The organism is Mesorhizobium sp. M0140 (assembly GCF_040322475.1).
GTDB lineage: Bacteria > Pseudomonadota > Alphaproteobacteria > Rhizobiales > Rhizobiaceae > Mesorhizobium.
In genome coordinates, this window is sequence record NZ_JAMYTM010000001.1 from 343,011 (window position 1) to 367,397 (window position 24,387).

A 24,387-nucleotide genomic window follows, 5' to 3' on the forward strand; every position below is an offset into this window, starting at 1 on the left:
AGCTATGGTACATATTTGCCTATGGTGCTGATTTGCGCCAGTGACCCGCCGCACAGGCGGGTTTTTCGTCTAATGCTCCGTCAGCCAACGCGCCGGCGGGCTCCGAAGGAAACCGTTAACCCGAGTTCGTTGCACTGTGGCGCCAGGGCCGGCAATTGACAATCGCCGGGTTGAGTTCATCCTCTGCCATCATCTCTGAGGCGGAGATTCGGGGCATGTGGGATTTCGATATAGGCAGGTCGGTGTCCATCATGATGCGGACCTGGCCGTTCATCGTCTTTCGCATGATCGTCTATTTCGGCATCACGTTGGCCTACATCATGGCGACCGGCACCGGTGCCTCGGTCGGCTATGGTGTCGGGCATATCTCCACCGATCCCGACGGGCCCATGTCCTTTGCCCTGTGGGGCGGCGTGGTCGGGTTCGGCATCGTCTCGATCGCGGTCTACTGGATCCGCGAATACATCCTCTATATCGTCAAGGCCGGCCACATCGCCGTCATGGTTCATCTGATCGACGGCCGCGACATTCCCGGCGGTCAGGACCAGATCGCCTACGCCAGGGATGTCGTCACCCAGCGTTTTGCCGAAGCCAACATCCTTTTCGTCGTCGACCAACTCGTCAAGGGTGCCATCCGTGCCATCACCGGCCTGCTCGGCGGTATCGCCGCCTTCCTGCCGATACCAGGCCTGAGCGGCCTGGTCTCCTTCATCAACACGGTGATCCGTCTGTCGCTGACCTATGTCGACGAGATCATCCTCGGCTACAACATCCGCATCAATTCAGCCTCGCCCTTCGAGACGGCGCGCCAAGGCGTCGTGCTCTATGCCCAGAACGGCAAGGTCATGGTCAAGAACGCCGTCTGGCTGGCGGTCATCATGTGGGGCATGTCGTTCATCATCTTTCTGATCATGCTGGCGCCTGCCGGTGCGATTCTGTTCCTGATGCCTGGCCAACTCGCCGGCTGGGCTTTTGTGCTCGCCATCGTCTTCGCCTGGGCATTCAAGGCGGCGTTCATCGAGCCTTTCGCCATCGCCTGCCTGATGCAGGTCTATTTCAAGACCATCGCGGGCCAGGTGCCCGATCCGGCTTGGGACGCCCGGCTGGCCGAGGCATCGTCGAAGTTCAGGGAGCTCAAGGACAAGGCGCTCGCCTCCTTCGGCGGTTCGCGCTGGGATACGGCCGGCGCCACACCCTGATCGGCTGGGCGGGTGGTGTCTGGTGCGGCAGAAACGGTGTTGAGGCGCGCCACGGTGGATTTGAGCTGTGTCTCGCCTTGCCCGGAAAAGGTCTCGCTCATGATCAGCTCCGGCAGCGGCAGCCGCCGTCCCCAGCCATGCGTTTCAAGGTCCGGTTTGGGAGCGAACTCGGAAACACGGCCGACGCAGAGATAGGCGATCGGCGTTACGTGGTCCGGAATGGCCAACAGCCGCTTCAGCGCCTCAGCCTCGATGATGCTGACCCAGCCGACACCAACACCCTCGGCACGCGCGGCCAGCCAGAAATTCTGCACCGCGCAGACCGTGCTGTAGAGATCCATCTCCGGATTGTGCCAGCGTCCCAGCGGCGAACCCTTCGAGCGCTGCCGGTCGCAGGTGATGCAGATGTTGAGCGCGCTCTCGCAGATGCCTTCCAGCTTTAGCTTGCGATAGAGCGCCTGTTTTTCCGCCTCGATCGCCGGCAGTTCCTGCTCGCGCGCGGCCAGGAACAGGTCGCGCACCTCCGCCCGTCGTTTGACGTCGCGAATGACAATGAAATTCCATGGCTGCATGAAGCCGACCGATGGCGCGTGATGGGCGGCAAGCAGCAGCCGTGCCAGCACGTCGTCATCGATCGCGGTGGGCAGGAAATGGCTGCGCACGTCGCGCCGCGTGAACATGGCGCGGTAGACCGCATCGCGCGCATTCTGGTCAAATCCATCGTCAATGGCAGCGGTCATGTGTTCCGGCATCGCTTGTCCCCTTGCGATTGCAGATTCAAAACTGACAGAGCGTACTTTGTGCGTCCAAGTAGACGCACGTCGCTCTGATGCCATCCGCCTGACCACGCGGATGACAATGCCTGCCAGGCCGGTCTTCTGGCTCGGGATCAACCCGCGTCCGGTGCCTTCCCGTCATCGACAGTGGCATTTACCGGCGCGGTCCCCCTCACAGCGTTGGGCACGCCACGGAATTCAACCGTGTTCCCGATTCTCCCGCTTGCGGCGGGCACCAGGCAGTACCAGGGACCTTACGCCGAAGCGCCCGCGGGGCCAATGCCTGCGGCGACGCGAATGGACGCAGTCGCGATTTTCCCCAGTCATCGGCCGCCCGTGCATGGCCTTTGTCGATCCGGGTCACTAGATTAGGACGATGACCACCCGTCTCTACACCCATCCGATCTTCCTCGAGCATCTCACGCCGCCCGGACATCCCGAGCGGCCCGACCGCTTACGCGCCATCGAGCGCGTGCTCGACGACGAAGCCTTTGCCGGGCTCGATCGTATTCAGGCGCCGGAAGGCGACGAGGCCACCATCCTCTACGCGCATCCCGCCGATTTCGTCGCCCGCGTGCGCGCCGCCATCCCCGACGAGGGGATTGCCCGCATCGATGCCGACACCACTGCCAGCCCGAAGAGCTGGCAAGCGGCGATCACCGCGATCGGCGCCGCCAACGCCGCCGTCGATGATGTCTTTTCGGGCCGCGCCGACAACGTCTTCGTCGCCGCCCGGCCGCCCGGCCATCATGCCGAAAAGACCACGGCGATGGGCTTTTGCCTGTTCAACACGGCGGCGATCGCGGCGCGTTATGCGCAGAAGAAACACGGTGTCGAGCGCGTTGCCGTCGTCGACTGGGACGTGCATCACGGCAATGGCACGCAGGATATTTTCTGGGACGATCCGTCGGTGCTCTATTGCTCGACACACCAGATGCCGCTTTATCCCGGCACCGGAGCGAAGACCGAAACGGGCGCCGGCAACATCGTCAACGCACCGCTGGCGCCGCAGACCGGCAGCGAAGTGTTTCGCGATGCCTTCCTGTCGCGCGTCCTGCCCGCGCTCGACAATTTCGCGCCCGACCTGATCATCATTTCGGCGGGGTTCGACGCGCACCACCGCGATCCGCTGGCCGAGATCAATCTGACCGAGGATGATTTCGACTGGGCGACCGGCCAGCTGATGCAGCGCGCGGCACGCCACAGCGGCAACCGGCTCGTCAGCCTGCTCGAGGGCGGCTACGATCTGCAGGGATTGGCATTTTCGGTCGCCGCCCATGTCGGGCGACTGATGAAAGGATGAATGATGGCCGATGAGACCAACGAAGACGTCAAGGCGATGAGCTTCGAGCAGGCACTCGATGCGCTGGAGAAGATCGTCGATGATCTGGAGCGTGGCGACGTGCCGCTCGACCAGTCGATCAAGATCTATGAGCGTGGTGAGGCGCTGAAGGCGCATTGCGACCGGCTGCTGAAGGCCGCCGAGGACAAGGTCGAGAAGATCAGGCTGTCGCGCGACGGCAAGCCGGTTGGAACGGAGCCACTCGACGCGGATTGAGGCTCGGTCCGAACGATGGCCTCGCCTCACCGGTTTTTGGACATGATCATGATCGAGGATATAACTCGTTCCGATTGAAACAGCTCAAGGACAAGAGGAGATACGGAAGCGATGTGCAGAAACATCAAGACCCTGTTCAATTTTGATCCGCCGGCAACCAATGACGAGGTGCGCGACGCGGCTCTTCAGTTCGTCCGCAAGCTGAGCGGAACCACGCGACCCTCGAAGCAGAACCAGCACGCCTTCGACCATGCCGTCGAAGCCATCGCCGCCTCGGCGCGCGAACTGCTCGATTCCCTGGAAACCCACCAGCATCCGCGTAATCGCGAAGAGGTGGCGGCCAAGCTGCGGGCAAAGGCGGCGATCCGCTTTGCCTGATGCGGCCAGGCGGCCTTCGACCACCGACAAGGAGAGTCGATGAGCTTCTTCCCCGGGAAAGACCCTGAGGCAGGCGATGCCTTCGCCAGCGATCAGATCGAATTGATGGTCATACCCAACGCCAAGGATATCGGCGGTTTTCAGGTGCGCCGTGCCCTGCCGACGGCAAAAAGGCGGCTGGTGGGGCCTTTCATCTTCTTCGACCGCATGGGGCCCGCGGTCCTGCGCGCCGGTCAGGCACTGGATGTCCGTCCGCATCCGCATATCGGCCTGTCGACGGTCACCTATCTGTTCGACGGCAAGATCCGGCACCGCGACTCACTCGGCACCGAAATGGTCATTCAGCCCGGCGACGTGAATTTGATGACCGCCGGCCGCGGCATCGTCCATTCGGAGCGTACACCGGAGGAACTGCGTGGCGCGCCGATGTCGGTATCCGGCCTGCAGACATGGCTGGCGCTGCCGGACGACAAGGAAGAGGTGGCACCGGTTTTCGAGAATACCGCAGCGCTTCGGCTTCCCGAGATCGAAGCCGAAGGCGTCAACGGGCGCCTCATCATCGGCGATTTCCAGGGACTGCGGTCCCCGGTCAGGGCCGACACGGAGACGCTCTACGCCGACCTGCGCCTGGCGCCCGGCGCCAGCGTGAAAATCCCTGCTAATGCGGAAGAACGCGCCATCTATACGCTGGAAGGCGAGGTCTCAATTTCGGGTGATGTATTCCCAGCCGAACGGCTGCTGGTGTTCCGTCCCGGTGACGAGATCGTCGTGTCGTCGCAGACCGGGGCGCATTTCATGCTGTTCGGCGGCGCCTCTCTTGGTTCGAAGCGTTACATCTGGTGGAATTTCGTCTCGTCGTCCAAGGAGCGCATCGAACAGGCGAAAGAGGAATGGAAGACGGGCCGCTTCGACATCGTTCCCGGAGACGAGGAAGAGTTTATTCCGCTGCCGGAAAGCTGATGCCCTGTCACCCAAAAGTGGCAGAACGAAATGCATAGACAAAAGACTAGGGCCTGATCCGCGTCACTGACACACATTTACTTTCGCCGGCCGGCGGCCTATTCGCCCATCAACCGAAAGCCCGAGCACCGTGAACGCAACGCCGCATACGCCGCTTCTCGACAAGGTCCGCATCCCGGCCGACCTGCGCACGCTTGCCGAAAGTGAACTGCCGCAATTGGCGTCCGAGCTTCGCGCCGAGCTGGTCGACGCCGTGTCCCGCACGGGTGGTCATCTGGGCGCAGGGCTTGGCGTGGTCGAGCTGACAGTGGCGCTGCACTATGTCTTCAACACCCCCGACGACCGGCTGATCTGGGATGTCGGCCACCAGGCCTATCCGCACAAGATCCTGACCGGCCGCCGCGACCGTATCCGCACGCTGCGCCAGGAAAGCGGTCTGTCCGGCTTCACCCGCCGCGCCGAGAGCGAGTACGATCCCTTTGGCGCCGCCCACTCCTCGACGTCGATATCGGCCGGCCTCGGCATGGCCGCCGCCCGCGATCTCTCCGGCGGCCGCAACAACGTCATTGCCGTCATCGGCGACGGCGCCATGTCTGCCGGCATGGCCTATGAGGCGATGAACAATGCCGGCGCGCTCGATGCACGGCTGATCGTCATTCTCAACGACAACGACATGTCGATCGCGCCGCCGACCGGCGCGATGAGCGCCTATCTGGCGCGGCTGGCCTCCGGCAAGGCCTATATCGGCCTGCGCGATTTCGGCAAGAAACTGACGTCCTATCTCGGCAAGCGCGCGGATCGTGCGATCACAAGGGCAGTCGAGCATGCACGCGGCTACGTCACCGGCGGCACGCTGTTCGAGGAACTCGGCTTCTATCACATCGGCCCGATCGACGGCCACAATCTGGAGCATCTGATCCCGGTCCTGAAAAACGTCCGCGACAATGGCGAAGGCCCGGTGCTCATCCATGTCGTCACCCAGAAGGGCAAGGGCTATGCGCCGGCCGAAGCCGCTGCCGACAAATATCACGGCGTCAACAAGTTCGACGTCATCACCGGCGCGCAGGCCAAGGCGCCAGCCAACGCACCGGCCTACACCAAGGTGTTCGCCGAAAGCCTGGTCCAGGAGGGCCGCGAGGACGACCGTATCGTCGCCGTCACCGCAGCCATGCCGAGCGGTACCGGCCTCGATTTGTTCGGTGAAGCGTTCCCGTCGCGCACCTTCGATGTCGGCATCGCCGAACAGCACGCGGTGACCTTCGCCGCCGGCCTTGCCACCGAAGGCTACAAGCCGTTCGCGGCCATCTATTCCACCTTCCTGCAGCGCGCCTACGACCAGGTCGTCCACGACGTCGCCATCCAGAAATTGCCGGTGCGCTTTCCCATTGACCGGGCCGGCTTCGTCGGCGCCGATGGCGCCACCCATTGCGGCGCCTTCGACACCACCTTCCTGGCGACACTGCCGGGTTTCGTCGTCATGGCCGCCGCCGACGAGGCGGAGCTGCGCCACATGGTGCGCACCGCGGCAAGCTATGATGACGGCCCGATCGCCTTCCGCTATCCGCGCGGCAACGGCGTCGGCGTCGACATGCCGGAGCGCGGCTCGGTTCTCGAAATCGGCAAGGGCCGCGTCGTCAAGGAGGGCACCAAGGTTGCATTGCTGTCCTTCGGCACGCGGCTGCAGGATTGCCTGATCGCCGCGGAGGAGCTAGGGGCTGCCGGGCTGTCCACGACGGTCGCCGACGCCCGTTTCGCCAAGCCGCTCGACGAGGATCTGATCCGGCGGCTGGCCCGCTCGCATGAGGTGCTGGTGACGGTGGAGGAGGGCGCAGTCGGCGGCTTCGCCAGCCACGTGCTGCAGTTCCTCGCCCATGAAGGCCTACTGGAAAGCGGCCTGAAGGTGCGCCCGCTGGTACTGCCCGACGCGTTCACCGACCACGCCAAGCCGGAAAAGATGTATGCCGATGCCGGGCTCGATGCTGCCGGCATCGTGCGCACCGTGTTCGTGGCACTCGGGCACACAGTCCACGCCCAGCGCGCCTGAATCAAAGTCTCAATGACTTGAATCGGTTTGCCGGCCAACGATCTTAACGCGTTGTTTACGCTGACGTTTGGCGCTTTGCTTACCGTGTCTGTTGGCCGTTTTTCAATGGCGCCCTGCTAGATCGTGATCAGGCAGGGAGACAACAACAATGAAAACGCTTCTGTGCGGTGCAGCGCTTTGCGCCGTCATCGTCGCGCCGGCCACAGCCGAAACGCGCTATGATCGCAGCCTCGAAAAGGCGGCGATGGGCATCATCGCTGGCAAGATGGGCGACATCCGCGGCGGCTTTTCATTCAAGCAGGTGCCGCAACTGGTGGTTCTGCCGGCCCCTGTTTCCGCGCCTGCGGTTGCCATCGAGCCTGCACGCGAGCAAGCTTCAGGAGGGCGTGAGGATGGGTTGTCTCCAGCCGTCGAGCGTCCGGTTCCGCGAAGCGTATTCTGAGCTGGAGAGCAGCAAGCCTTGATCGGGATTGCCCGATCGTTTCAATGTGCTTGCCGCTGTGCGGGTGATCTAAGAAGGCGCTGGCAATGCTACTCCGCCGCAACCAACTCCGCTTGCTGCGCCGGTTTCTCGGGGCGCCAGGATTGCGCCGCGTGGCGGGCGCGGTCTGCCAGGGCGGCTAGGCGTCCGCGCAGGTTTCGTCCACCCACCACCGACGACAAGGTCACCGAATGCGTCGCAAAGCGGCGCTTGAAATCCTCGCCGCCGCAGAGAAAATCGATCGTGGTCAAGCCCCGGTCAAACGACCACTGGATGTAATCCATCATCAAGACCATGCCTGGCGAGGCCCGTTCGAAGGCCGGATCATAGGTGGTGACGAAAGCCATCATCGTTCCATGCTGCTCGAAATTGATCGATATGGCGATGATCTCGTCTTCGCGTTCGAGCACGAAGATGCGCAGCAATCCAAGCTTGGCCAGAACGGATATGAGTGCCGCCAGCGCGGGGGAACCTTCGTCGAAGAGGTCCGAAACGCGGCCGTGTTTTGCAAGCCATACCCGCTTCAGTGCCGCGACGCGCTCCAGCACCGGCTCGCGGGCTTCGTGCGCGTCCATCAGGCGGAAACGCAGCGCGCCGCCTTCCTCCATGAATTTGTAGCCACGGCGATAGTTTTGCCGGGTTTTTTTCGACTGGCTTTCAAACCATTGTGCGCCGCGTTGCCCGGCGCCGGAAACTCGATAGCTGACCTCGCTGCGGTGGCTTGGCTGCAAGATATTGTCTTGGCCTGGGGCGGCGGGACCGAGCAGGGTCCGGAATCGGGCATCGGGCAACAGACGATTGAGGTAGGCAAGATCGAAGCCGCCATCGTCGAGGATATGTTGCCAGAGTTGCGGCAGGATCTGTGGCTCGGCATCGGGAGCAAGCAGGACATCGCCATAGTCGCAGTGATCTTTCGCCGCCCACTCCAGCATACGGATGCCCGAGCGCCAGAAGGTCGCGAGCGCAATGACGGCCTCGAGGCGCTCGCCGCTCCAGACCATGCCGATCCTGAGACCGCGGCGGTCCTGATGCGGTGTGGTGTGCCACCAGGCCGAGATCCAGTCGGGATGCTGGAAAACGAGGCCGCCGGCGCGTTGCCAGAGCGCTGCCCAGGCGGGCGCGATTTCTGCCAGTCGCGCTGACGACGTCGCAATTTCGATCCGGTGCGTTCGCGGCATCCGGAACACGGCGGGTCCGTTCATGGCTTGCCCCCTTGCGGCGATTGCTGTGGCTCGGGCTTGTCGGTGCGGAAATGTCTGGCGATCTGCCGCCACATCCGCTTCAGCGGCAGAACATAGAGGCCTGCGAGCGACTGGTAGTCGCGCACGTTGCGTTCGATCAAACCGAACTTGAAGTCCTCGTCGGGTCTGGGAACGCATAGCGTTCCGAAGAGCCGATCCCAAAACGAGAAGAGCAGCCCGAAGTTCTTGTCGTAGTGGCGCGGGTCGGTGCTGTGGTGCAATTGATGCCAGTGCGGACACAGGATCAGATTGTTCAATGGTCCAAACGAGATCTTGAAATGCGTGTGCCTGACGAAATCCATCATCAGGATGTTGCGTATGATGTAGACGTTGACGCCGAAGACCGTCAGCTCGACGAGGTTCAGCGACACCAGCGACCAGATCCCGAAGCAGATGCCGGGAATGACGCCGTCCCAGGCCCGGTTCATCAATTCGTCGAGCGGGTGGACGCGATCCTTGGTGATGCCGACCATCACCTCGGCCGAATGGTGGACCTTGTGCAGTTCCCAGAGCACCGGGTAGCGGTGCTGGGCGACGTGATAGAGATAGTACGAAATGTCGTAGGCAAGCAGCATGGTGATGGTGAAGATCGTCACCGTCACCGGCCCTGCCGGTCCTTTGATCAGGGGCGGCTGGATTGCCAGCAGCGTGGAGAGCAACCAGTTCGTCGCATAGCCGACGGCGCTGACGAAGACGACGCCGGCGGGCAGCATGAGGAATGGCATCAGCGCCTTCCGCGTCACCCAGAACAAAAGGTCGGCTTTCGCCGAGGGATGCGTGATGACCTCATGCGGGACTGCGAACTCGAAGAACTCTTTCCAGCTCTTTTTCTCGACCGTGCGCCAGTAGGCGACCAGGGCGCTGACCAAAGCAGTCAGCAACAGAAGTCCGGTCGCCAGCAGGCCGGCGCCGGAAATCCGGTCAAGAACCTTGTAGACGATATCGCTGGCCATTTCCAAGGTTGCCGCCTCTCCATCCGGGTTTTCCGGTCGTCGCGGTCATAACATTGAAGTCCTCAAGCAAATGCGATGAAAATTGGTTAAGAAATCATGAGGCTTTCTAGGTGTTTGGTATTTATCCGCAGGCGGCGAGACCCCATGCTTCGGCGGTCATCCGTCTCAACGGGCGTAACGCATGGATATTCATAAGGATGGTCGGCGGGACGGAACGCCTCACCATCGTCACGGTGCAAGATGCTGGGTGTGACGATGGAACGGGAGACGAAATGCTTCCATCTGGCGCTCTTGCCATCGTCGTCGGCTTTCGCCATGAAGGCCGATGAATTCGCCTTTGCCAGCCAGCGCACGCCAGCGGCTCGACGACCTGCTCGTCCAGCGCGGGCTGTTTGCCAGCCGCTCACGTGCCCGCGACGCGGTCGAGCGTGGCACGGTGACCGTCGACGGCGTCATTGCGCGCAAGCCCGGCCAGAGCGTTTTGCCGCAATGCCTTGTTACCATCGATGATCCGGCGCAAGGCTATGTGTCGCGCGCGGCACTCAAGCTGATCGGTGGGCTCGATCATTTCGGCCTCGACCCTGCCGGCTGTGAAGCGCTCGACATCGGCGCCTCGACCGGCGGCTTCACCCAGGTGTTGCTCGAGCGCGGCGTGGCCCATGTCACCGCGGTCGATGTCGGTCATGGCCAGATGCATCCTGATATCGGCGGCGACCCGCGTGTGACGGTGATCGAAGGACTGAACGCCCGCGACCTCGCTGTTGCCGATCTCAGCGGGCGTATTCCGGATTTCATCGTGTCCGACGTCAGCTTCATCTCGCTGAAACTGGCGCTGCCGCCGGCGCTTGGTCTGGCGAAGGCTGGCGCCAAGGCCATGTTTCTGGTCAAGCCGCAATTCGAGGCGGGCCGTGATGCGATCGGCAAGGGTGGTCTGTTGAAAGATCCCTACGACGCCTCTCGTGTCGCCGGCCTGCTGCAGGATTGGCTGGACTCCGTTCCCGGTTGGCGCTCGCTGGGCCTGCATTTGTCGCCGATCGAGGGCGGCGACGGCAATCGCGAATTCCTGCTCGGTGGGATCAAGGACCGATGAGCGCGCGCTTCAGCATCAGGAAACTTGGCGCTCAGGGCGACGGTGTCGCCGAGACCGAGACAGGGGATCTGTTCATTCCCTTCACACTGCCCGGTGAAACGGTTACCGCCGCGCGCGAAAGGGATCGCGCCATGCTGATGGCGGTGCTGGAATCATCGCCGCTGCGCATCGATCCCGCCTGCCACCATTTCACCGAATGCGGCGGTTGCGCGCTCCAGCATTTCGAAGCCGAAGCCTATCGCCAGTGGAAACGCGAAAAGGTGGCGCACATCCTAAAGGGCAAAGGCATCGATTGCGAGATCGGTGACCTGGTCGCCTGCGCGCCGCAGACGCGCCGCCGTGTCGTGCTTGCCGCCCGCCGCACCGATACAGGCATGCTGCTCGGCTTCCATCGCCATCTGTCGCCAGAGATCATCGCCATATCGGAATGCCCGATCTCGCTGCCGGAGATCGTCGCTTCGCTCGATCGGTTGAAGGCGCTCGCCGAATTGGTCTGCGCAACCACCAAATCGTTCCGGCTGGCGGTCACCGTGACCGGTTCGGGTCTCGATGTCGCGGTTCATGAATCCGGCAAGCTGGGGGAGCATCAGCGCCGCATCGCTGCCAATTTCGTCATGGCGCAGGGCTTTGCCAGGCTGTCCATCGATGACGAAATCATCATCGAGCCGAGGAAGCCGGTGGTCATGTTCGGCAGCGTCGCTGTAGCCTTGCCCCCGGGCGCGTTCCTGCAGGCAACCGAGGCCGCCGAACAGGCGATGGCCGATATCGTCGGCGGGCATCTGAAGCGTGCCAAGAAGGTGGCGGATCTTTTCGCCGGTTGCGGCAGTTTTGCTCTGCGCCTGGCCGCGAAGTCGGAAGTCCATGCGGTGGAGGGCGATGCGGCAGCCCTTTCGGCCCTCGACCGTGGATCGCGTTTCGCCACTGGCCTGAAGCGGGTGACGGGCGAACGCCGCGACCTGTTCCGCCGGCCGCTGACGTTCAAGGAGTTGAATGCGTTCGACGGCCTGGTGTTCGATCCGCCACGCGCCGGCGCCGAGGACCAGTCGAAGCAGATCGCCCGCTCGGATGTTCCCTACGTTGCGGCGGTGTCCTGCAATCCGGTGACGCTCGCGCGGGATTTGCGCATCCTGCTCGACGGTGGCTACACCTTGAAAAGCGTCACCCCGATCGACCAGTTCCTGTGGTCGCCGCATGTCGAGGCAGTGGCGCTGCTGGAGAAGCCGAAGAAGAGGCGGTAGATCATTCGCTGGTTTGGCGACGCCGTGCTTCCGCGAGCACGCCCGTTTCTATTTCTCTCAATGTTTTCGACTTGCCTCTGTTGGGCAGCGACCCGAACACATCCTCGGGTCGCGTTGGGGGAAAGACCGGAGCAGGCCGTGTGAGCTGATCGGCGGTTGACTGGAGGCAACGGATTTTTCTCCAGTGGCCATCGCATCAGACCCGCGTGCCGCCGACCGTCATCTGATTCATGCGCAGATGCGGCTGGCCGACGCCGACGGGCACGCCCTGTCCGGCCTTGCCGCACATGCCGATGCCGGTGTCGAGCTTCATGTCGTTGCCGATCATCGACACGCGGTGCATGGCGTCCGGGCCGTTGCCTATCAGCATCGCGCCCTTGATCGGCTGCGTCACCTTGCCGTTCTCGATCATGTAGGCCTCGGTGCAGCCGAACACGAATTTGCCAGAGGTGATGTCGACCTGGCCGCCACCGAAGGAGACAGCATAAATGCCGTTCTTGACCGAGGCGATGATTTCGTCCGGCTCCATGTCGCCTGATGTCATGTAGGTGTTGGTCATGCGCGGCATCGGCTGGTGGGCGTAGCCTTCGCGACGGCCGTTGCCGGTTGCCTTCATGCCCATCAGCCGGGCGTTCTGGCGATCCTGCATGTAGCCGACCAGCTTGCCGTCTTCGATCAGCACATTGCGGGCCGAAGGCGTGCCTTCGTCGTCGACGGTCAGCGAGCCGCGCCGCTCGGGCATCGTGCCGTCGTCGACGACGGTCACCCCCTTGGCGGCGACCTGCTGGCCTAGCAGGCCGGCGAAGGCCGAGGTCTTCTTGCGGTTGAAATCGCCTTCCAGCCCATGGCCGACGGCCTCGTGCAGCATGACGCCCGGCCAGCCGCTGGACAAGACGATGTCGAAAGTGCCGGCCGGGGCCGGTATGGCCTCGAGATTGACCAGAGCTTGCCTGAGCGCCTCCTTGGCGGCGTGCTTCCAGCTGTCCTCGACCAGGAATTCGCCAAACGCCTTGCGGCCACCCATGCCGTAGGAGCCGCTCTCCTGGCGGTCACCATCGCCGACCACGACGGAGACGTTGATGCGGACCAGCGGGCGGATGTCGCGCACCATTTGGCCATCAGCGCGCACGATCTCGACATGCTGCCAGGATGCGGCGAGCGATGCCGAAACCTGCCGCACGCGCGGATCCTCGGCGCGCAGCCAGGCATCGATTTCCTGCAAGAGCTTTGCCTTGGCCTCGAAGGAAGGCGAGGGGATCGGGTTCTCTTCGCCATAGAGATGGCGGTTGGTGCGGGCGGGTGCGGCGGCAAGCGTCCCGGAATAACCGCCCTTGACGGTTGAAACGGCATCGGCCGCGCGCAGCAGCGAAGCTTCGGAGAGGTCGCTGGAATGGGCATAGCCGCTGGCTTCGCCGGCAACCGCACGCAGGCCAAAACCCTGGTCGGTGTTGAAGTTGGCGGTCTTCAGCCGGCCGTTGTCGAACATCAGCGCTTCGCTCTCGCTATATTCGAGGAACAGCTCGCCGTCATCGGCGCCGTTGATGGTCTCAGCGACGATCTGCTTGATGCGATCGTCTGAAATGTCGAATTGGCCGATCAGGCTGTTCATGGCGCGTCCGTTCACAGGAGGAATGGGTCTTTGCCACGATGTAGGCGCGAAGGTGCGCCGAGACAATCGTTCTGCCGCATTGTGAAGACAAAAGCGGTTTGCCAGCAGCCCGCCGATGTCACTTCTGGTTGATGAAGTCGGTGATGTCGCCGGGCTGTCAGGGGAGCGCGGCGAAGCCGTCGGCAAAACCCTTGAGGTCGACCGGGATGCCGATGCCTTCTTCCGGGGTCTGGAAGACGATGAAGGTGGCCGACGTGCCGGTCTTCAGCGTGTCGAGAAGCGGCTTTTCGAGAATGACCTCGGCATAGCAGCCGTCCTGGAAGCAGCGCACGAAATAGGCGCGGCCGATATCCTTGCCGTCGACATTGAGGCCGAGCCCGTTGGGCAAAAGCACGCCGAGCGGCGCCAGCACGCGCAGGATCTCCGCCTTGTTGTCAGCGGTGCGCAGCACCACGACCGACAATCCCATCTCGGGACGGTCCTCGGCGACGACGTTCTGCATCATCACGCATTGTTCCGAGGTGGCGCCGGCCGGTGTGTCGCAGATGATCGACCATGCGCCATGCGTCGAGCGCACGGTGCCGCTCGGCTGCGCGGCGTTGGCCGTGCCGGACACGATCGCGGACAAGCCGATGCCAGACAGGGCGGCGAGAAAGATGACCTTCGCCCAGTTTCTCGAAAACCGAGAGTTTCTCGAAAGCCAGTAATTCATGACGGCTCCATTGCGAATCACGGCACTTTAAGCCGCGCCAAAGCCAAGTAAAGGACGAGACCGCACCAGGTCTGCCCCGAAAAAGCCAATAGGGCGCTTTTCCCTGCCAATTTCGCCCGAATTGCGACGTTCGGCACGTGCGGCCCGCGGGAATGCTGCTGCGGGCTCACTGTAGGCGATTCGGTGCTGCCGCGGCTGCCGCCAAAGGCACATCCGGGCTTGCGCGCAAAAATGCCGCACGGTTTCGTCCGCTCCTTTCTTGCGGAGGGAAAAAGAGTATGGTTTGAACCAGCTTGAAACTGTCGGGATTCCCGTCCCGGCATTGTTCGTTATTCTCGTGAGTACCGCAGCGAGGAACTGGGAGACGATGAGGGCGATGAGAAATTTCCTGGCAAACGCCAAGGTTCCAGCAAGTGCCAAGTTTCTAAGTGCTTGTGCCGCTATCACGTTTTTCGCCGGCGCATCCGCCCATGCCGACCAGCCCAAGAACTGGGAGACAACCTTCCAGGCGCCGGCGACCGACATGATGCGGCAGATCGAGTGGTTCGGAAACTACACAATGTGGTTCATCGTCCCGATCACCATCCTGGTGCTGCTTCTGCTCGCCTACTGCATCGTCAGATTCCGCGCGAGCGCCAACCCGGTTCCGTCCAAGACCAGCCACAACACGTGGATCGAGTTGATCTGGACGATCGGGCCAGTCGTCATCCTGCTGCTCATCGCCATTCCCTCGTTCCAGCTGCTGACCGCGCAATATACGCCGCCGGAAGAAGCAAAGCTGACCGTCAAGGCGACCGGCAACCAGTGGAACTGGGACTACGAGTACCAGACCGAAAACACGCTCTCCTTCAACTCCGCGATCCTCCAGGACGGTGATCGGGCCGGCGCCGGCAAGGAGGACCGCAAGGTCTATCCGCGCCTGCTGGCCGTCGACAACGAACTGGTGGTGCCGGTCAACACCATGACCCGCGTGCTCGTCACCGCGACCGACGTGATCCACTCCTTTGCCATGCCGTCGTTCGGTATCAAGATCGATGCCATTCCGGGCCGCACCAACGAGACTTGGTTCAAGGCGGAGAAGGAAGGTATTTTTTACGGCCAGTGCTCGCAGCTCTGCGGCAAGGATCATGCCTTCATGCCGATCGCCATCCGCGTCGTCTCCGATGCGCAGTTCAAGACCTGGCTGGCGGCAGCCAAGACCGATCTGCCCGGCGCCAACAAGACGCTGATGGCCGAGGTCGACGGCCAGAACAAGGTAGCGGCCGCCGGCAACTGATGCCGCGGGTTAGCAAGATTTAGGGAACGGAGCGGAACATGGCAGACGCTGCAGCTCACGACGGGCATGACCACAAGCCTTATCACGGCTGGGTCCGCTGGGTTTATTCGACCAATCACAAGGACATCGGCACGCTCTACCTGATCTTCGCGATCATGGCCGGCATCATCGGCGGTGCCTTGTCGGTCGCCATCCGCATGGAGCTGCAGGAGCCTGGCATCCAAATCTTCAGCGGCCTGGCGCAGATGGTCTATGGCATGAACGGTGACGCCGCGATCGACGGCGGCAAGAGCATGTACAATGCCTTCGCCACCGCGCACGCCCTGATCATGATCTTCTTCATGGTCATGCCGGCGCTGATCGGCGGTTTCGCCAACTGGATGGTTCCGATCATGATCGGCGCGCCCGACATGGCGTTCCCGCGCATGAACAACATCTCCTTCTGGCTGTTGCCGCCGGCCTTCATCCTGCTTCTCACCTCGATGTTCGTGCCGAGCGCGCCGGGCGCCTTTGGCGTCGGTGGCGGCTGGACGCTCTATCCGCCGCTTTCGACCTCGGGCCAGCCCGGGCCGGCCATGGATCTGGCGATCCTGTCGATCCACATTGCCGGTGCGTCGTCGATCCTCGGCGCCATCAACTTCATCACCACCATCTTCAACATGCGCGCGCCTGGCATGACGCTGCACAAGATGCCGCTGTTTGCCTGGTCGGTGCTGATCACCGCCTTCCTGCTCCTGCTGTCGTTGCCGGTTCTGGCCGGTGGCATCACCATGCTGCTTACCGACCGCAATTTCGGCACCACCTTCTTTGCGCCCGACGGCGGCGGCGACCCGATCCTCTTCCAGCACCTGTTCTGGTTCTTCGGTCACCCTGAAGTGTACATCCTGATCCTGCCGGGCTTCGGCATCATCAGTCACGTCATCTCGACCTTCTCGAGGAAGCCGGTGTTCGGCTATCTCGGCATGGCCTATGCCATGGTGGCGATCGGCGCCGTCGGCTTCATCGTGTGGGCGCACCACATGTACACGACCGGCCTGTCGCTCGACACGCAGCGCTATTTCGTCTTCGCCACCATGGTCATCGCGGTGCCGACAGGCGTGAAGATTTTCTCCTGGATCGCGACGATGTGGGGCGGGTCGATTTCGTTCAAGACGCCGATGCTGTGGGCGCTGGGCTTCATCTTCCTGTTCACCATCGGCGGCGTCACCGGCGTCCAGCTGGCCAATGCCGGCCTCGACCGCTCGCTGCATGACACCTATTTCGTCATTGCCCACTTCCACTACGTGCTGTCACTGGGCGCGGTGTTCGCCATCTTCGCCGGCTGGTACTACTGGTTCCCGAAGATGACCGGCTACATGTATTCGCCCGTCATCGCCAACACCCACTTCTGGGTCACCTTCGTCGGCGTGAACCTGATCTTCTTCCCGCAGCACTTCCTCGGTCTCGCCGGCATGCCGCGCCGCACCATCGACTACCCCGATGCGTTTGCCGGCTGGAATTATGTGTCGTCCATCGGCTCGTATATCTCGGCCATCGGCGTCCTGATCTTCCTCTATGGCGTGTTCGAGGCCTTCCAGAAGAAGCGGATCGCCGGCGCCAACCCATGGGGCGAGGGCGCAACGACGCTCGAATGGCAGCTGCCTTCGCCGCCGCCCTTCCACCAGTGGGAACAGCTGCCGAAAATCAAGTAAGGCGGCTGCCCGCTCGAATACGAAACCGCCGGTCCGCCGGCGGTTTTGGCCAACGGATGATGGACTTAAGTACGCATGGCCCTTGTCGACGACCCATTGATTGACGAAGCGGGCTTTCGCATGTCGGAAGCGACGGCGGGCGATTTCTTCGCGCTGCTGAAGCCGCGCGTCATGTCGCTGGTGGTGTTCACCGCCTTTGTCGGCCTTGTCGCCGCACCCGTGACCATCAACCCTCTGCTGGCGGTGATCGCCATCCTGGCTATTGCAATAGGTGCTGGTGCCTCCGGCGCGCTCAACATGTGGTACGATGCCGACATCGATGCCGTGATGACCAGGACCGCCACCCGCCCGGTCCCGGCCGGTCGCATCCAGCCGCACGAAGCGCTGACCTTCGGGCTGGTGCTGTCGGTGCTGTCGGTGATGACGCTCGGCGTACTGGTCAACTGGCTGGCGGCGACGCTGCTTGCCTTCACCATCTTTTTCTACGCCGTCGTCTACACGATGTGGCTGAAGCGCTGGACGCCGCAGAACATCGTCATCGGCGGCGCCGCCGGCGCCATTCCGCCTGTGATCGGCTGGGCCGCGGTGACCGGGACAGTCAGCCTCGAAAGCATTGTCCTGTTCCTGATCATCTTCCTGTGGACGCCGCCGCATTTCTGGGCGCTGGCGCTGTTCAAGTCCGAGGACTATGCCAAGGCCGGCATTCCGATGATGCCCAACGTCGCCGGCCACGCTTCGACCCGCCGCCAGATCTTCGCCTATGCGCTGGTGCTGGCCCCGGTCGGCGTGCTGCCGTGGCTGCTTGGCTACACCACGCCGTTCTATGGCGTGGCCGCCCTGCTTCTGGGAGTCGGTTTTGTCTGGTACGCGTGGAAAGTGCTTGGCATGGCCGACGATGACGGCGTCATGAAACCGGCCAAGGCCCTGTTCGCCTATTCGCTGCTTTACCTCTTCGCCATCTTCGCTGCCTATCTGGCCGACAGCGTTGTCGAACGCGCGCTTGCCATGGGTGGAGCATGACCATGATCGAGGAAAAGCTCGAGACCGTCACGTTGACCGAGCGTCAGAAGAAGGCGCAGCGCAGCCGTTCTATCGCCATCGGTGTGGCGCTGGCGCTGCTGGTGGTCATTTTCTACATCGCGACGATCGTGAAGTTCGGCCACAATCTGGGCACGATGTGATGAGCGTCGAGACCTCAAAAAAAACGGCTGGCAAGAACGGCAACGTCATCGTCGCGGCTGTCTGCCTCGCCTTTTTCACCGGCATGATCGGCATGGCCTATGCCGCGGTGCCGCTTTACAAAATGTTTTGCCAGGCCACCGGCTATGGCGGCACGACGCAACGTGCCGAGAAGCAGTATGCCGGCCGCGTGCTCGACCGCGAGATCACTGTCCGCTTCGATGCCAACATCGCTGGCGTGCCGTGGGAGTTCCAGCCGGTCCAGCGCTCGATGACGATGAAGATCGGCGAGACCGTGCAGGCGCACTATCAGGCGACCAACAAGTTCGATCGTCCCGTGACCGGCCGCGCTACCTTCAACGTGCAGCCTGAACTGGCAGGTCCCTATTTCAACAAGGTCGAGTGCTTCTGCTTCACCGACACGACGCTGAAGCCCGGGGAGACGCTGGACATGCCGGTGCTGTTCTACGTGGACCCCGACATCGTCAATGTGCCGGAGCTCAAGGACGTGAAGACGATCACTCTGTCCTACACGATGTTCCCGGTCGAGAAGACCAAGCCGGTCGCCTCCTCGGAGCCGGCCGAGGGCAACAGCAAGACAATTTCGAATACCGAAGCAAATCTCGGGGGTTGATATGGCAGACGCGCACGCAAAACCACAGCATGACTATCATCTCGTCGACCCGAGCCCGTGGCCTTTCCTGGGATCGGTAGGCGCACTTGTCACCGCCTTTGGCGGCGTCTGCCTGATGGAGTACCTGAAGGGCGGCTCGTTCCCGATCTTCGGCTTCAACATCGCCAATCCATGGCTGTTCTTCATCGGCCTCGTGATCATCCTCTACACCATGTTCGCCTGGTGGTCGGACACCATTAAGGAAGCGCATGAGGGCCATCACACGCGTGTCGTGTCGCTGCATCTGCGCTACGGCATGATCATGTTCATCGCCTCTGAGGTGATGTTCTTCGTTGCCTGGTTCTGGGCCTATTTCGATGCCAGCCTGTTTCCGAGCGAAGCCCAGCAATATGCCCGCACCGCGTTTACCGGCGGTGTCTGGCCGCCGAAGGGCATGGAAGTTCTCGATCCTTTCCATTTGCCGCTCTACAACACCGTCATCCTGCTGCTGTCCGGCACCACGGTGACCTGGGCGCACCATTCGCTCATCCATGGCGATCGCAAAGGCCTGATCAATGGCCTGGTGCTGACTGTTGGCCTCGGCATGCTGTTCACCATGGTGCAGGCCTACGAGTACATGCATGCTCCGTTCGCCTTCAAGGATTCCATCTATGGCGCCACCTTTTTCATGGCGACCGGCTTCCACGGTTTCCACGTCATCATCGGCACCATCTTCCTGTTGGTCTGCCTGATCCGGGCGATGAAGGGTGATTTCACCCCCAAGCAGCATTTCGGCTTCGAGGCGGCCGCCTGGTACTGGCACTTCGTCGACGTGGTCTGGCTTTTCCTGTTCGCCTCGATCTACGTCTGGGGATCGGTCGGCGCGGTGATCGAGGGCCACTGATCCTGGCCTGAGGAATTTCCGTTTCGAGAAGGCGGCCGCGGCAACGTGGCCGCCTTCTTCTTTTTGGCGCAATGATCGCTGATCGATAGCCAATGCGGCTGACAATTTTCCGGGCCATTTGCGCATTGATGATCGCGGCACTCCCGGCCTTTGCCGGCGAGAAGGTGGATTTGGTGCGTGTCCACAAAGCCGAACGCCGGCTGGAACTGATCGGCGACGGCAAGATCCTGCGCAGCTACGGCATCGCACTCGGCGGCGATCCTGTCGGGCATAAGCACCAGGAGGGCGATCAACGCACGCCCGAGGGGAACTATGTCCTCGACTGGCGCAACCCGAACAGCATCGCGCACAGATCGATCCATATTTCGTACCCCAACACCGACGATCTGGCGGCCGCCAAGGCGCGCAATGTCGACGCGGGCGGCATGATCATGATCCACGGCCAGCCAAACGGTTATGGCTGGTGGGGCTGGCTGCTTCAATTGGTCGACTGGACCGACGGCTGCATTGCGGTTACGGACTCCGATATGGACGAAATCTGGGCGATGGTGGCCGATGGCACACCGATCGAGATCGAGCGGTAGGCAATGAGCGACGACGCTCCCATGAGTGAAGACAGGGCGATCTGGCCGCCGATCGATCCGATCTCGGCCGGCCTGCATGGCCGCTGCCCGCGTTGCGGCGAGGGGCGGTTGTTCTCCGGCTTCCTCACCGTCGGCAAGCGATGCGTCAATTGCGGCCTCGATTATTCCTACGCTGATGCCGGCGACGGGCCGGCGGTGTTCGTGATCCTGATCATCGGCTTTATCATCGTCGGCCTGGCGCTCTGGGTAGAAGTCACGCTCAGCCCGCCGCTCTGGCTGCATCTGCTGGTCTGGATTCCGTTGGCTATCGTGCTGTGCTTGACGACGCTGCGGCTGATCAAGGGCGTGCTGCTGACGCTGCAATACCGCAACAAAGCGGCCGAGGGCCGGCTGGATCGCGGCGAATGAGCGAGGCTTCCGTTAAAACTGACGGTCGTTCGCGACCGCGATCGGCATTGCTGCTCGGCCTTGGCCTTATGCTGTTCCTGATCCTGCTGGTGCTCGGCACCTGGCAAGTGCAGCGCCTGTATTGGAAGGAAGGCCTTCTGCAGACCATCGACCAGCGTACCCATTCGGCGCCCTTGCCGTTGGTTGCGGTCGAGAAAGAGTTCGCCGCCACCGGGGATGTCGACTATACGCCGGTTACCGTCACCGGCACGTTCCTGCATCAAGGCGAACGCCATTTCTACGCAACCTGGGAAGGTGACGCCGGCTTCAATGTCTACACGCCGCTGGCGCTCGACGACGGCCGCTTCGTCCTGATCAATCGCGGCTTCGTGCCTTACGATCTGAAGGACGCCGCCAAGCGCGCCAAGGGACAGGTGACTGGCAGAGTGACCGTGACCGGGCTGGCCCGCAACCCGCTGCCGGCGAAGCCGTCGATGATGCTGCCCGACAACGACGTGGCGAAGAACATCTTCTACTGGAAGGACCGCGACGTGATGGCTGCGAGCGCCGGTCTGCCGGCGGGCGCCGCGCTGGTGCCGATCTTCATCGACGCAGACAAGACGCCAAACCCGGGCGGCTTGCCGGTTGGCGGCGTCACCATCATCGACCTCCCGAACAGCCATCTGCAATATGCGATGACTTGGTACGGGCTTGCCGCGGCGCTCGCAGCCGTGCTCATCCTGCGGCTTCGCCGTCCCGCGAAAGACGAATGAACGCGGCTGATGCCCTTGACAGGGCAGGGGTGCGCACCTCATTTCGGCTTTGATCAACCGGCCCGGATTTAATGCTTCAGACAACCACCAAACCACCTCTGACGATCCGGCTCTGCCAGCCGCGCGGTTTCTGCGCCGGTGTCGACCGTGCCATCCAGATCGTCGTGCTGGCGCTGAAGAAATATGGCGCGCCGGTCTATGTCCGCCATGAGATCGTGCACAACCGCTACGTCGTCGAGGGGCTGCAAAGCCTTGGCGCCGTCTTCATCGAGGAACTCTCCGAGATACCGGCCGAACATCGGCAGTCGCCCGTCGTGTTCTCGGCGCATGGCGTGCCGAAATCGGTGCCGGCGGATGCGAAGGCGCGCAATCTCTTCTATCTCGATGCCACCTGCCCGCTGGTGTCGAAGGTCCACAAGCAAGCGATGCGCCATCAGCGGCTCGGCCGTCATGTGCTGTTGATTGGTCACGCCGGCCATCCCGAGGTGATCGGCACCATGGGCCAGCTGCCGGACGGAGCGGTGACGCTGATCGAAACCGAAGCCGATGCCGCAAAGCTCTCGCCCGCCGATCCGCAGGCGCTCGGCTTCGTTACCCAGACCACATTGTCGGTCGAGGACACCGCCGGCATCATCCGCGCCTTGCAGGATCGCTTTCCGGCGCTGCAGGCACCGGCGGCGGAATCGATCTGCTATGCCACCACCAACCGCCAGGAAGCCGTCAAGGACACCGCGCCGGGCGCCGATCTCTATCTGATCGTCGGCGCGCCGAATTCCTCCAATTCGCGACGACTTGTCGAAGTCGCGGAGCGTGCAGGCGCCACCATGTCGCTTCTCGTGCAGCGCGCCGCCGAGATTCCGTGGAATGACATCGGCAACATCTCGACGCTCGGCCTGTCGGCCGGCGCGTCGGCGCCCGAAATCATCGTCGACGAGATCATCGACGCGTTCCGGCAGCGCTTCGATGTCACGATCGATCTGGCCATCACGGCCACGGAAACGGAGGATTTTCCGGTCATGCGGGTATTGCGCGATGTCGAACTGACGCGGGCCGACATGGCCTTCGTCAATGGAGCCGCGTAAGCCACATGGCGGTCTACACCGACGTTGCGGAAGGCGAACTCGGCGCATTCCTGAAGCACTATCCGGTCGGCGATCTCCTGTCCTACAAGGGCATCGCCGAAGGTACCGAGAACTCGAACTTCCTGCTGCACACCTCCAGCGGCTCCTACATCCTGACGCTCTATGAGAAGCGCGTCGAAAAGGCGGATTTGCCGTTTTTCCTGGGGCTAATGGGCCATCTCGCCAACAAGGGCGTGTCCTGCCCGCTGCCGGTGACCGCGCATGACGGCAGCGTCATCGGCACGCTCGCCGGCCGGCCGGCGGTCATCATCACCTTCCTGGAAGGGCTTTCGTTGCGGCGGCCCACAGCAACGCATTGCGCCGAGGTCGGCAAGGCGCTGGCGCAATTGCATCTGGCCGGCGCCGATTTTTCGATGACGCGTCCGAATGCCCTGGCCATCGACGGCTGGCGCAAGCTCTGGGATGCAGCGCGCGATCGCGCAGACGAGGTCGAGCCGGGTCTGGCCGCCGAGGTCGATGCCGACTTTGCCGATTTCGAGCGCAACTGGCCCAAAGACCTGCCGCAAGGCATCATCCATGCCGATCTTTTCCCCGACAACGTTTTCTTCCTCGGCGAAAAACTGTCCGGCCTGATCGATTTCTATTTCGCCTGCGACGACCTCTACGCCTACGATGTCGCCACCTGTCTCAACGCCTGGTGCTTCGAGAAGGATTTTTCCTTCAATCTCACCAAGGGCAAGGCGCTGCTCGCCGGCTACCAGAGCCTCCGGCCCCTGAGCGACCAGGAAAAGGCTGCGCTGCCGATGCTGGCGCGCGGTTCGGCGTTGCGCTTCATGCTGACCCGGCTGTACGACTGGTTGACCGTTCCCGATGGCGGGCTGGTGATGAAACGCGATCCGACCGAATACATCAGAAGGATGCGGTTCCACCGGGCGATCAAATCGTCTTCGGAATATGGATTGGCCTGATATGAGTATCATGAGCAAACAGGTTGAGATCTTCACCGACGGCGCCTGTTCGGGCAATCCCGGCCCCGGCGGCTGGGGCGCGATCCTGCGCTTCAACGGCACCACCAAGGAGCTTTCCGGCGGCGAAGCCGAGACGACCAACAACCGCATGGAACTGTTGGCCGCCATTTCGGCGCTGAACGCGCTGAAGGAACCGTGCACGGTCGACCTTCACACCGACAGCAAGTATGTCATGGACGGTATTTCCAAGTGGATCCACGGCTGGAAGAAGAACGGCTGGAAGACCGCCGACAAGAAGCCTGTGAAGAACGGTGAACTCTGGCAGGCGCTCGACGAGGCCAACAAGCGCCACAAGGTCACCTGGAACTGGGTCAAGGGCCATGACGGTCATGTCGAGAACGAGCGCGCCGACGAGCTTGCGCGTGAAGGCATGGCACCGTTCAAGAAAGGTCCGTTCAAGCCTGCAGCCGCGCCAAAGCCTGCTGCGCCGGCCAAACAACCGGCAATCGCGAAAGTGCGGCGCTCGACCCAGAGCTATTGAATTTCCGGAGCGGCGCGGCTAGGCGCGCATCGCGTTATCAACGGTTGACGGCCGACGACAGGCTGCCTTGACCAGCGTCCAGCGGACGTAAGGCCTTTGGTGGCGTCGCAGTTGCTCCAGAATACGGAGGGAGTAATATTTCCTACCATA

The 24,387-nt window shown here is 62.4% G+C and carries 25 protein-coding genes, 1 pseudogene and 1 riboswitch; of the genes and pseudogenes, 21 read left to right on the plus strand and 5 right to left on the minus strand.

The genetic code is table 11. The features are described 5' to 3' along the window. Positions 1-215: 215 nt before the first annotated feature. Positions 216-1,199, plus strand: a complete 984-nt coding sequence (locus tag NKJ37_RS01625; protein ID WP_352772318.1) for a hypothetical protein — start codon at positions 216-218, stop codon at positions 1,197-1,199. Positions 1,200-1,321: 122 nt separating this feature from the next. On the opposite strand, the pseudogene bluB reads toward NKJ37_RS01625, so the two are convergent. Continuing rightward, positions 1,322-2,035, minus strand: a pseudogene (bluB, locus tag NKJ37_RS01630) (5,6-dimethylbenzimidazole synthase); the annotation flags it as partial. Between the two features lie 15 nt (positions 2,036-2,050). Then, a riboswitch (cobalamin riboswitch) is annotated at positions 2,051-2,230 on the minus strand. 121 nt (positions 2,231-2,351) lie between these two features. On the opposite strand from bluB, the gene NKJ37_RS01635 reads away from it, so the two are divergent. From NKJ37_RS01635 to NKJ37_RS01660, 6 genes are all read left to right on the plus strand, one after another. After that, positions 2,352-3,278, plus strand: a complete 927-nt coding sequence (locus tag NKJ37_RS01635) for a histone deacetylase family protein (RefSeq protein WP_127290880.1) — start codon at positions 2,352-2,354, stop codon at positions 3,276-3,278. A 3-nt stretch (positions 3,279-3,281) separates the two neighbouring features. Beyond that, positions 3,282-3,533 carry an exodeoxyribonuclease VII small subunit gene (locus tag NKJ37_RS01640; RefSeq protein WP_127268720.1) on the plus strand — a complete coding sequence of 84 codons (252 nt, stop codon included), beginning with the start codon at positions 3,282-3,284 and terminating at the stop codon, positions 3,531-3,533. A gap of 111 nt (positions 3,534-3,644) precedes the next feature. Further along, positions 3,645-3,911, plus strand: coding sequence for a DUF2277 domain-containing protein (locus NKJ37_RS01645; protein ID WP_027035955.1), 267 nt, complete (start codon positions 3,645-3,647; stop codon positions 3,909-3,911). A 39-nt stretch (positions 3,912-3,950) separates the two neighbouring features. Next, positions 3,951-4,871: a pirin family protein gene (locus NKJ37_RS01650; RefSeq protein ID WP_352772321.1), complete on the plus strand. Its 921-nt coding sequence runs from the start codon at positions 3,951-3,953 to the stop codon at positions 4,869-4,871. Between the two features lie 130 nt (positions 4,872-5,001). Continuing rightward, a complete protein-coding gene (gene dxs, locus NKJ37_RS01655) occupies positions 5,002-6,915 on the plus strand; it encodes a 1-deoxy-D-xylulose-5-phosphate synthase (RefSeq protein ID WP_128302487.1) in 1,914 nt (637 codons plus the stop codon). Positions 6,916-7,063: 148 nt separating this feature from the next. Continuing rightward, positions 7,064-7,357: a hypothetical protein gene (locus NKJ37_RS01660; protein WP_023808620.1), complete on the plus strand. Its 294-nt coding sequence runs from the start codon at positions 7,064-7,066 to the stop codon at positions 7,355-7,357. A gap of 89 nt (positions 7,358-7,446) precedes the next feature. On the opposite strand, the gene NKJ37_RS01665 is transcribed toward NKJ37_RS01660, so the two are convergent. Both NKJ37_RS01665 and NKJ37_RS01670 read right to left on the minus strand, forming a co-directional pair. Then, entirely contained in the window at positions 7,447-8,397 is a 951-nt protein-coding gene (locus tag NKJ37_RS01665) for a GNAT family N-acetyltransferase (protein ID WP_352772323.1), read from the minus strand. 197 nt (positions 8,398-8,594) lie between these two features. Then, complete coding sequence (locus NKJ37_RS01670) at positions 8,595-9,590, minus strand: sterol desaturase family protein (RefSeq protein ID WP_023808618.1); 996 nt, start codon at positions 9,588-9,590, stop codon at positions 8,595-8,597. A gap of 325 nt (positions 9,591-9,915) precedes the next feature. Here NKJ37_RS01670 and NKJ37_RS01675 point away from each other — a divergent pair, with 325 nt between their 5' ends. Beyond that, positions 9,916-10,680: a TlyA family RNA methyltransferase gene (locus tag NKJ37_RS01675; RefSeq protein ID WP_128302488.1), complete on the plus strand. Its 765-nt coding sequence runs from the start codon at positions 9,916-9,918 to the stop codon at positions 10,678-10,680. After that, positions 10,677-11,918, plus strand: coding sequence for a class I SAM-dependent RNA methyltransferase (locus NKJ37_RS01680; protein ID WP_023808615.1), 1,242 nt, complete (start codon positions 10,677-10,679; stop codon positions 11,916-11,918). Before NKJ37_RS01675 ends, NKJ37_RS01680 begins: the two co-directional genes overlap by 4 nt. A 196-nt stretch (positions 11,919-12,114) precedes the next feature. On the opposite strand, the gene tldD is transcribed toward NKJ37_RS01680, so the two are convergent. After that, positions 12,115-13,527: a metalloprotease TldD gene (gene tldD, locus NKJ37_RS01685; protein WP_127811002.1), complete on the minus strand. Its 1,413-nt coding sequence runs from the start codon at positions 13,525-13,527 to the stop codon at positions 12,115-12,117. Positions 13,528-13,684: 157 nt separating this feature from the next. Then, positions 13,685-14,239 carry an invasion associated locus B family protein gene (locus NKJ37_RS01690; RefSeq protein ID WP_023808613.1) on the minus strand — a complete coding sequence of 185 codons (555 nt, stop codon included), beginning with the start codon at positions 14,237-14,239 and terminating at the stop codon, positions 13,685-13,687. Positions 14,240-14,615: 376 nt separating this feature from the next. On the opposite strand from NKJ37_RS01690, the gene coxB reads away from it, so the two are divergent. The 12 genes from coxB (at position 14,616) to rnhA (ending at position 24,237) form a co-directional block, all read left to right on the plus strand. Then, positions 14,616-15,515, plus strand: coding sequence for a cytochrome c oxidase subunit II (gene coxB, locus NKJ37_RS01695; RefSeq protein WP_031212224.1), 900 nt, complete (start codon positions 14,616-14,618; stop codon positions 15,513-15,515). Between the two features lie 38 nt (positions 15,516-15,553). Continuing rightward, on the plus strand, positions 15,554-17,206 hold the full coding sequence (gene ctaD / locus NKJ37_RS01700) for a cytochrome c oxidase subunit I (protein WP_023808611.1): 1,653 nt from the start codon (positions 15,554-15,556) through the stop codon (positions 17,204-17,206). A gap of 75 nt (positions 17,207-17,281) precedes the next feature. Next, entirely contained in the window at positions 17,282-18,226 is a 945-nt protein-coding gene (locus tag NKJ37_RS01705) for a heme o synthase (protein WP_023808610.1), read from the plus strand. Then, positions 18,223-18,387: a cytochrome c oxidase system small membrane protein gene (locus tag NKJ37_RS01710; RefSeq protein WP_024503613.1), complete on the plus strand. Its 165-nt coding sequence runs from the start codon at positions 18,223-18,225 to the stop codon at positions 18,385-18,387. The genes NKJ37_RS01705 and NKJ37_RS01710 overlap by 4 nt, the downstream gene beginning before the upstream one ends. Beyond that, on the plus strand, positions 18,387-19,019 hold the full coding sequence (locus NKJ37_RS01715; RefSeq protein ID WP_023808609.1) for a cytochrome c oxidase assembly protein: 633 nt from the start codon (positions 18,387-18,389) through the stop codon (positions 19,017-19,019). Before NKJ37_RS01710 ends, NKJ37_RS01715 begins: the two co-directional genes overlap by 1 nt. Before the next feature lies 1 nt (position 19,020). Beyond that, positions 19,021-19,902, plus strand: a complete 882-nt coding sequence (locus NKJ37_RS01720) for a cytochrome c oxidase subunit 3 (RefSeq protein WP_023808608.1) — start codon at positions 19,021-19,023, stop codon at positions 19,900-19,902. A gap of 92 nt (positions 19,903-19,994) precedes the next feature. Continuing rightward, entirely contained in the window at positions 19,995-20,486 is a 492-nt protein-coding gene (locus tag NKJ37_RS01725; RefSeq protein WP_352609450.1) for a L,D-transpeptidase family protein, read from the plus strand. 21 nt (positions 20,487-20,507) lie between these two features. Further along, complete coding sequence (locus NKJ37_RS01730) at positions 20,508-20,894, plus strand: DUF983 domain-containing protein (protein ID WP_352609452.1); 387 nt, start codon at positions 20,508-20,510, stop codon at positions 20,892-20,894. After that, positions 20,891-21,646 (plus strand): SURF1 family protein, encoded by a 756-nt coding sequence (locus NKJ37_RS01735; protein WP_023808605.1) that lies wholly within the window; start codon positions 20,891-20,893, stop codon positions 21,644-21,646. Before NKJ37_RS01730 ends, NKJ37_RS01735 begins: the two co-directional genes overlap by 4 nt. Positions 21,647-21,717: 71 nt before the next feature. After that, positions 21,718-22,728 (plus strand): 4-hydroxy-3-methylbut-2-enyl diphosphate reductase, encoded by a 1,011-nt coding sequence (gene ispH, locus NKJ37_RS01740; protein ID WP_023808604.1) that lies wholly within the window; start codon positions 21,718-21,720, stop codon positions 22,726-22,728. Positions 22,729-22,733: 5 nt separating this feature from the next. After that, positions 22,734-23,696 carry a homoserine kinase gene (locus NKJ37_RS01745; RefSeq protein WP_023808603.1) on the plus strand — a complete coding sequence of 321 codons (963 nt, stop codon included), beginning with the start codon at positions 22,734-22,736 and terminating at the stop codon, positions 23,694-23,696. Between the two features lie 10 nt (positions 23,697-23,706). After that, positions 23,707-24,237, plus strand: coding sequence for a ribonuclease HI (gene rnhA, locus NKJ37_RS01750; protein ID WP_023808602.1), 531 nt, complete (start codon positions 23,707-23,709; stop codon positions 24,235-24,237). Positions 24,238-24,387: the final 150 nt, after the last annotated feature.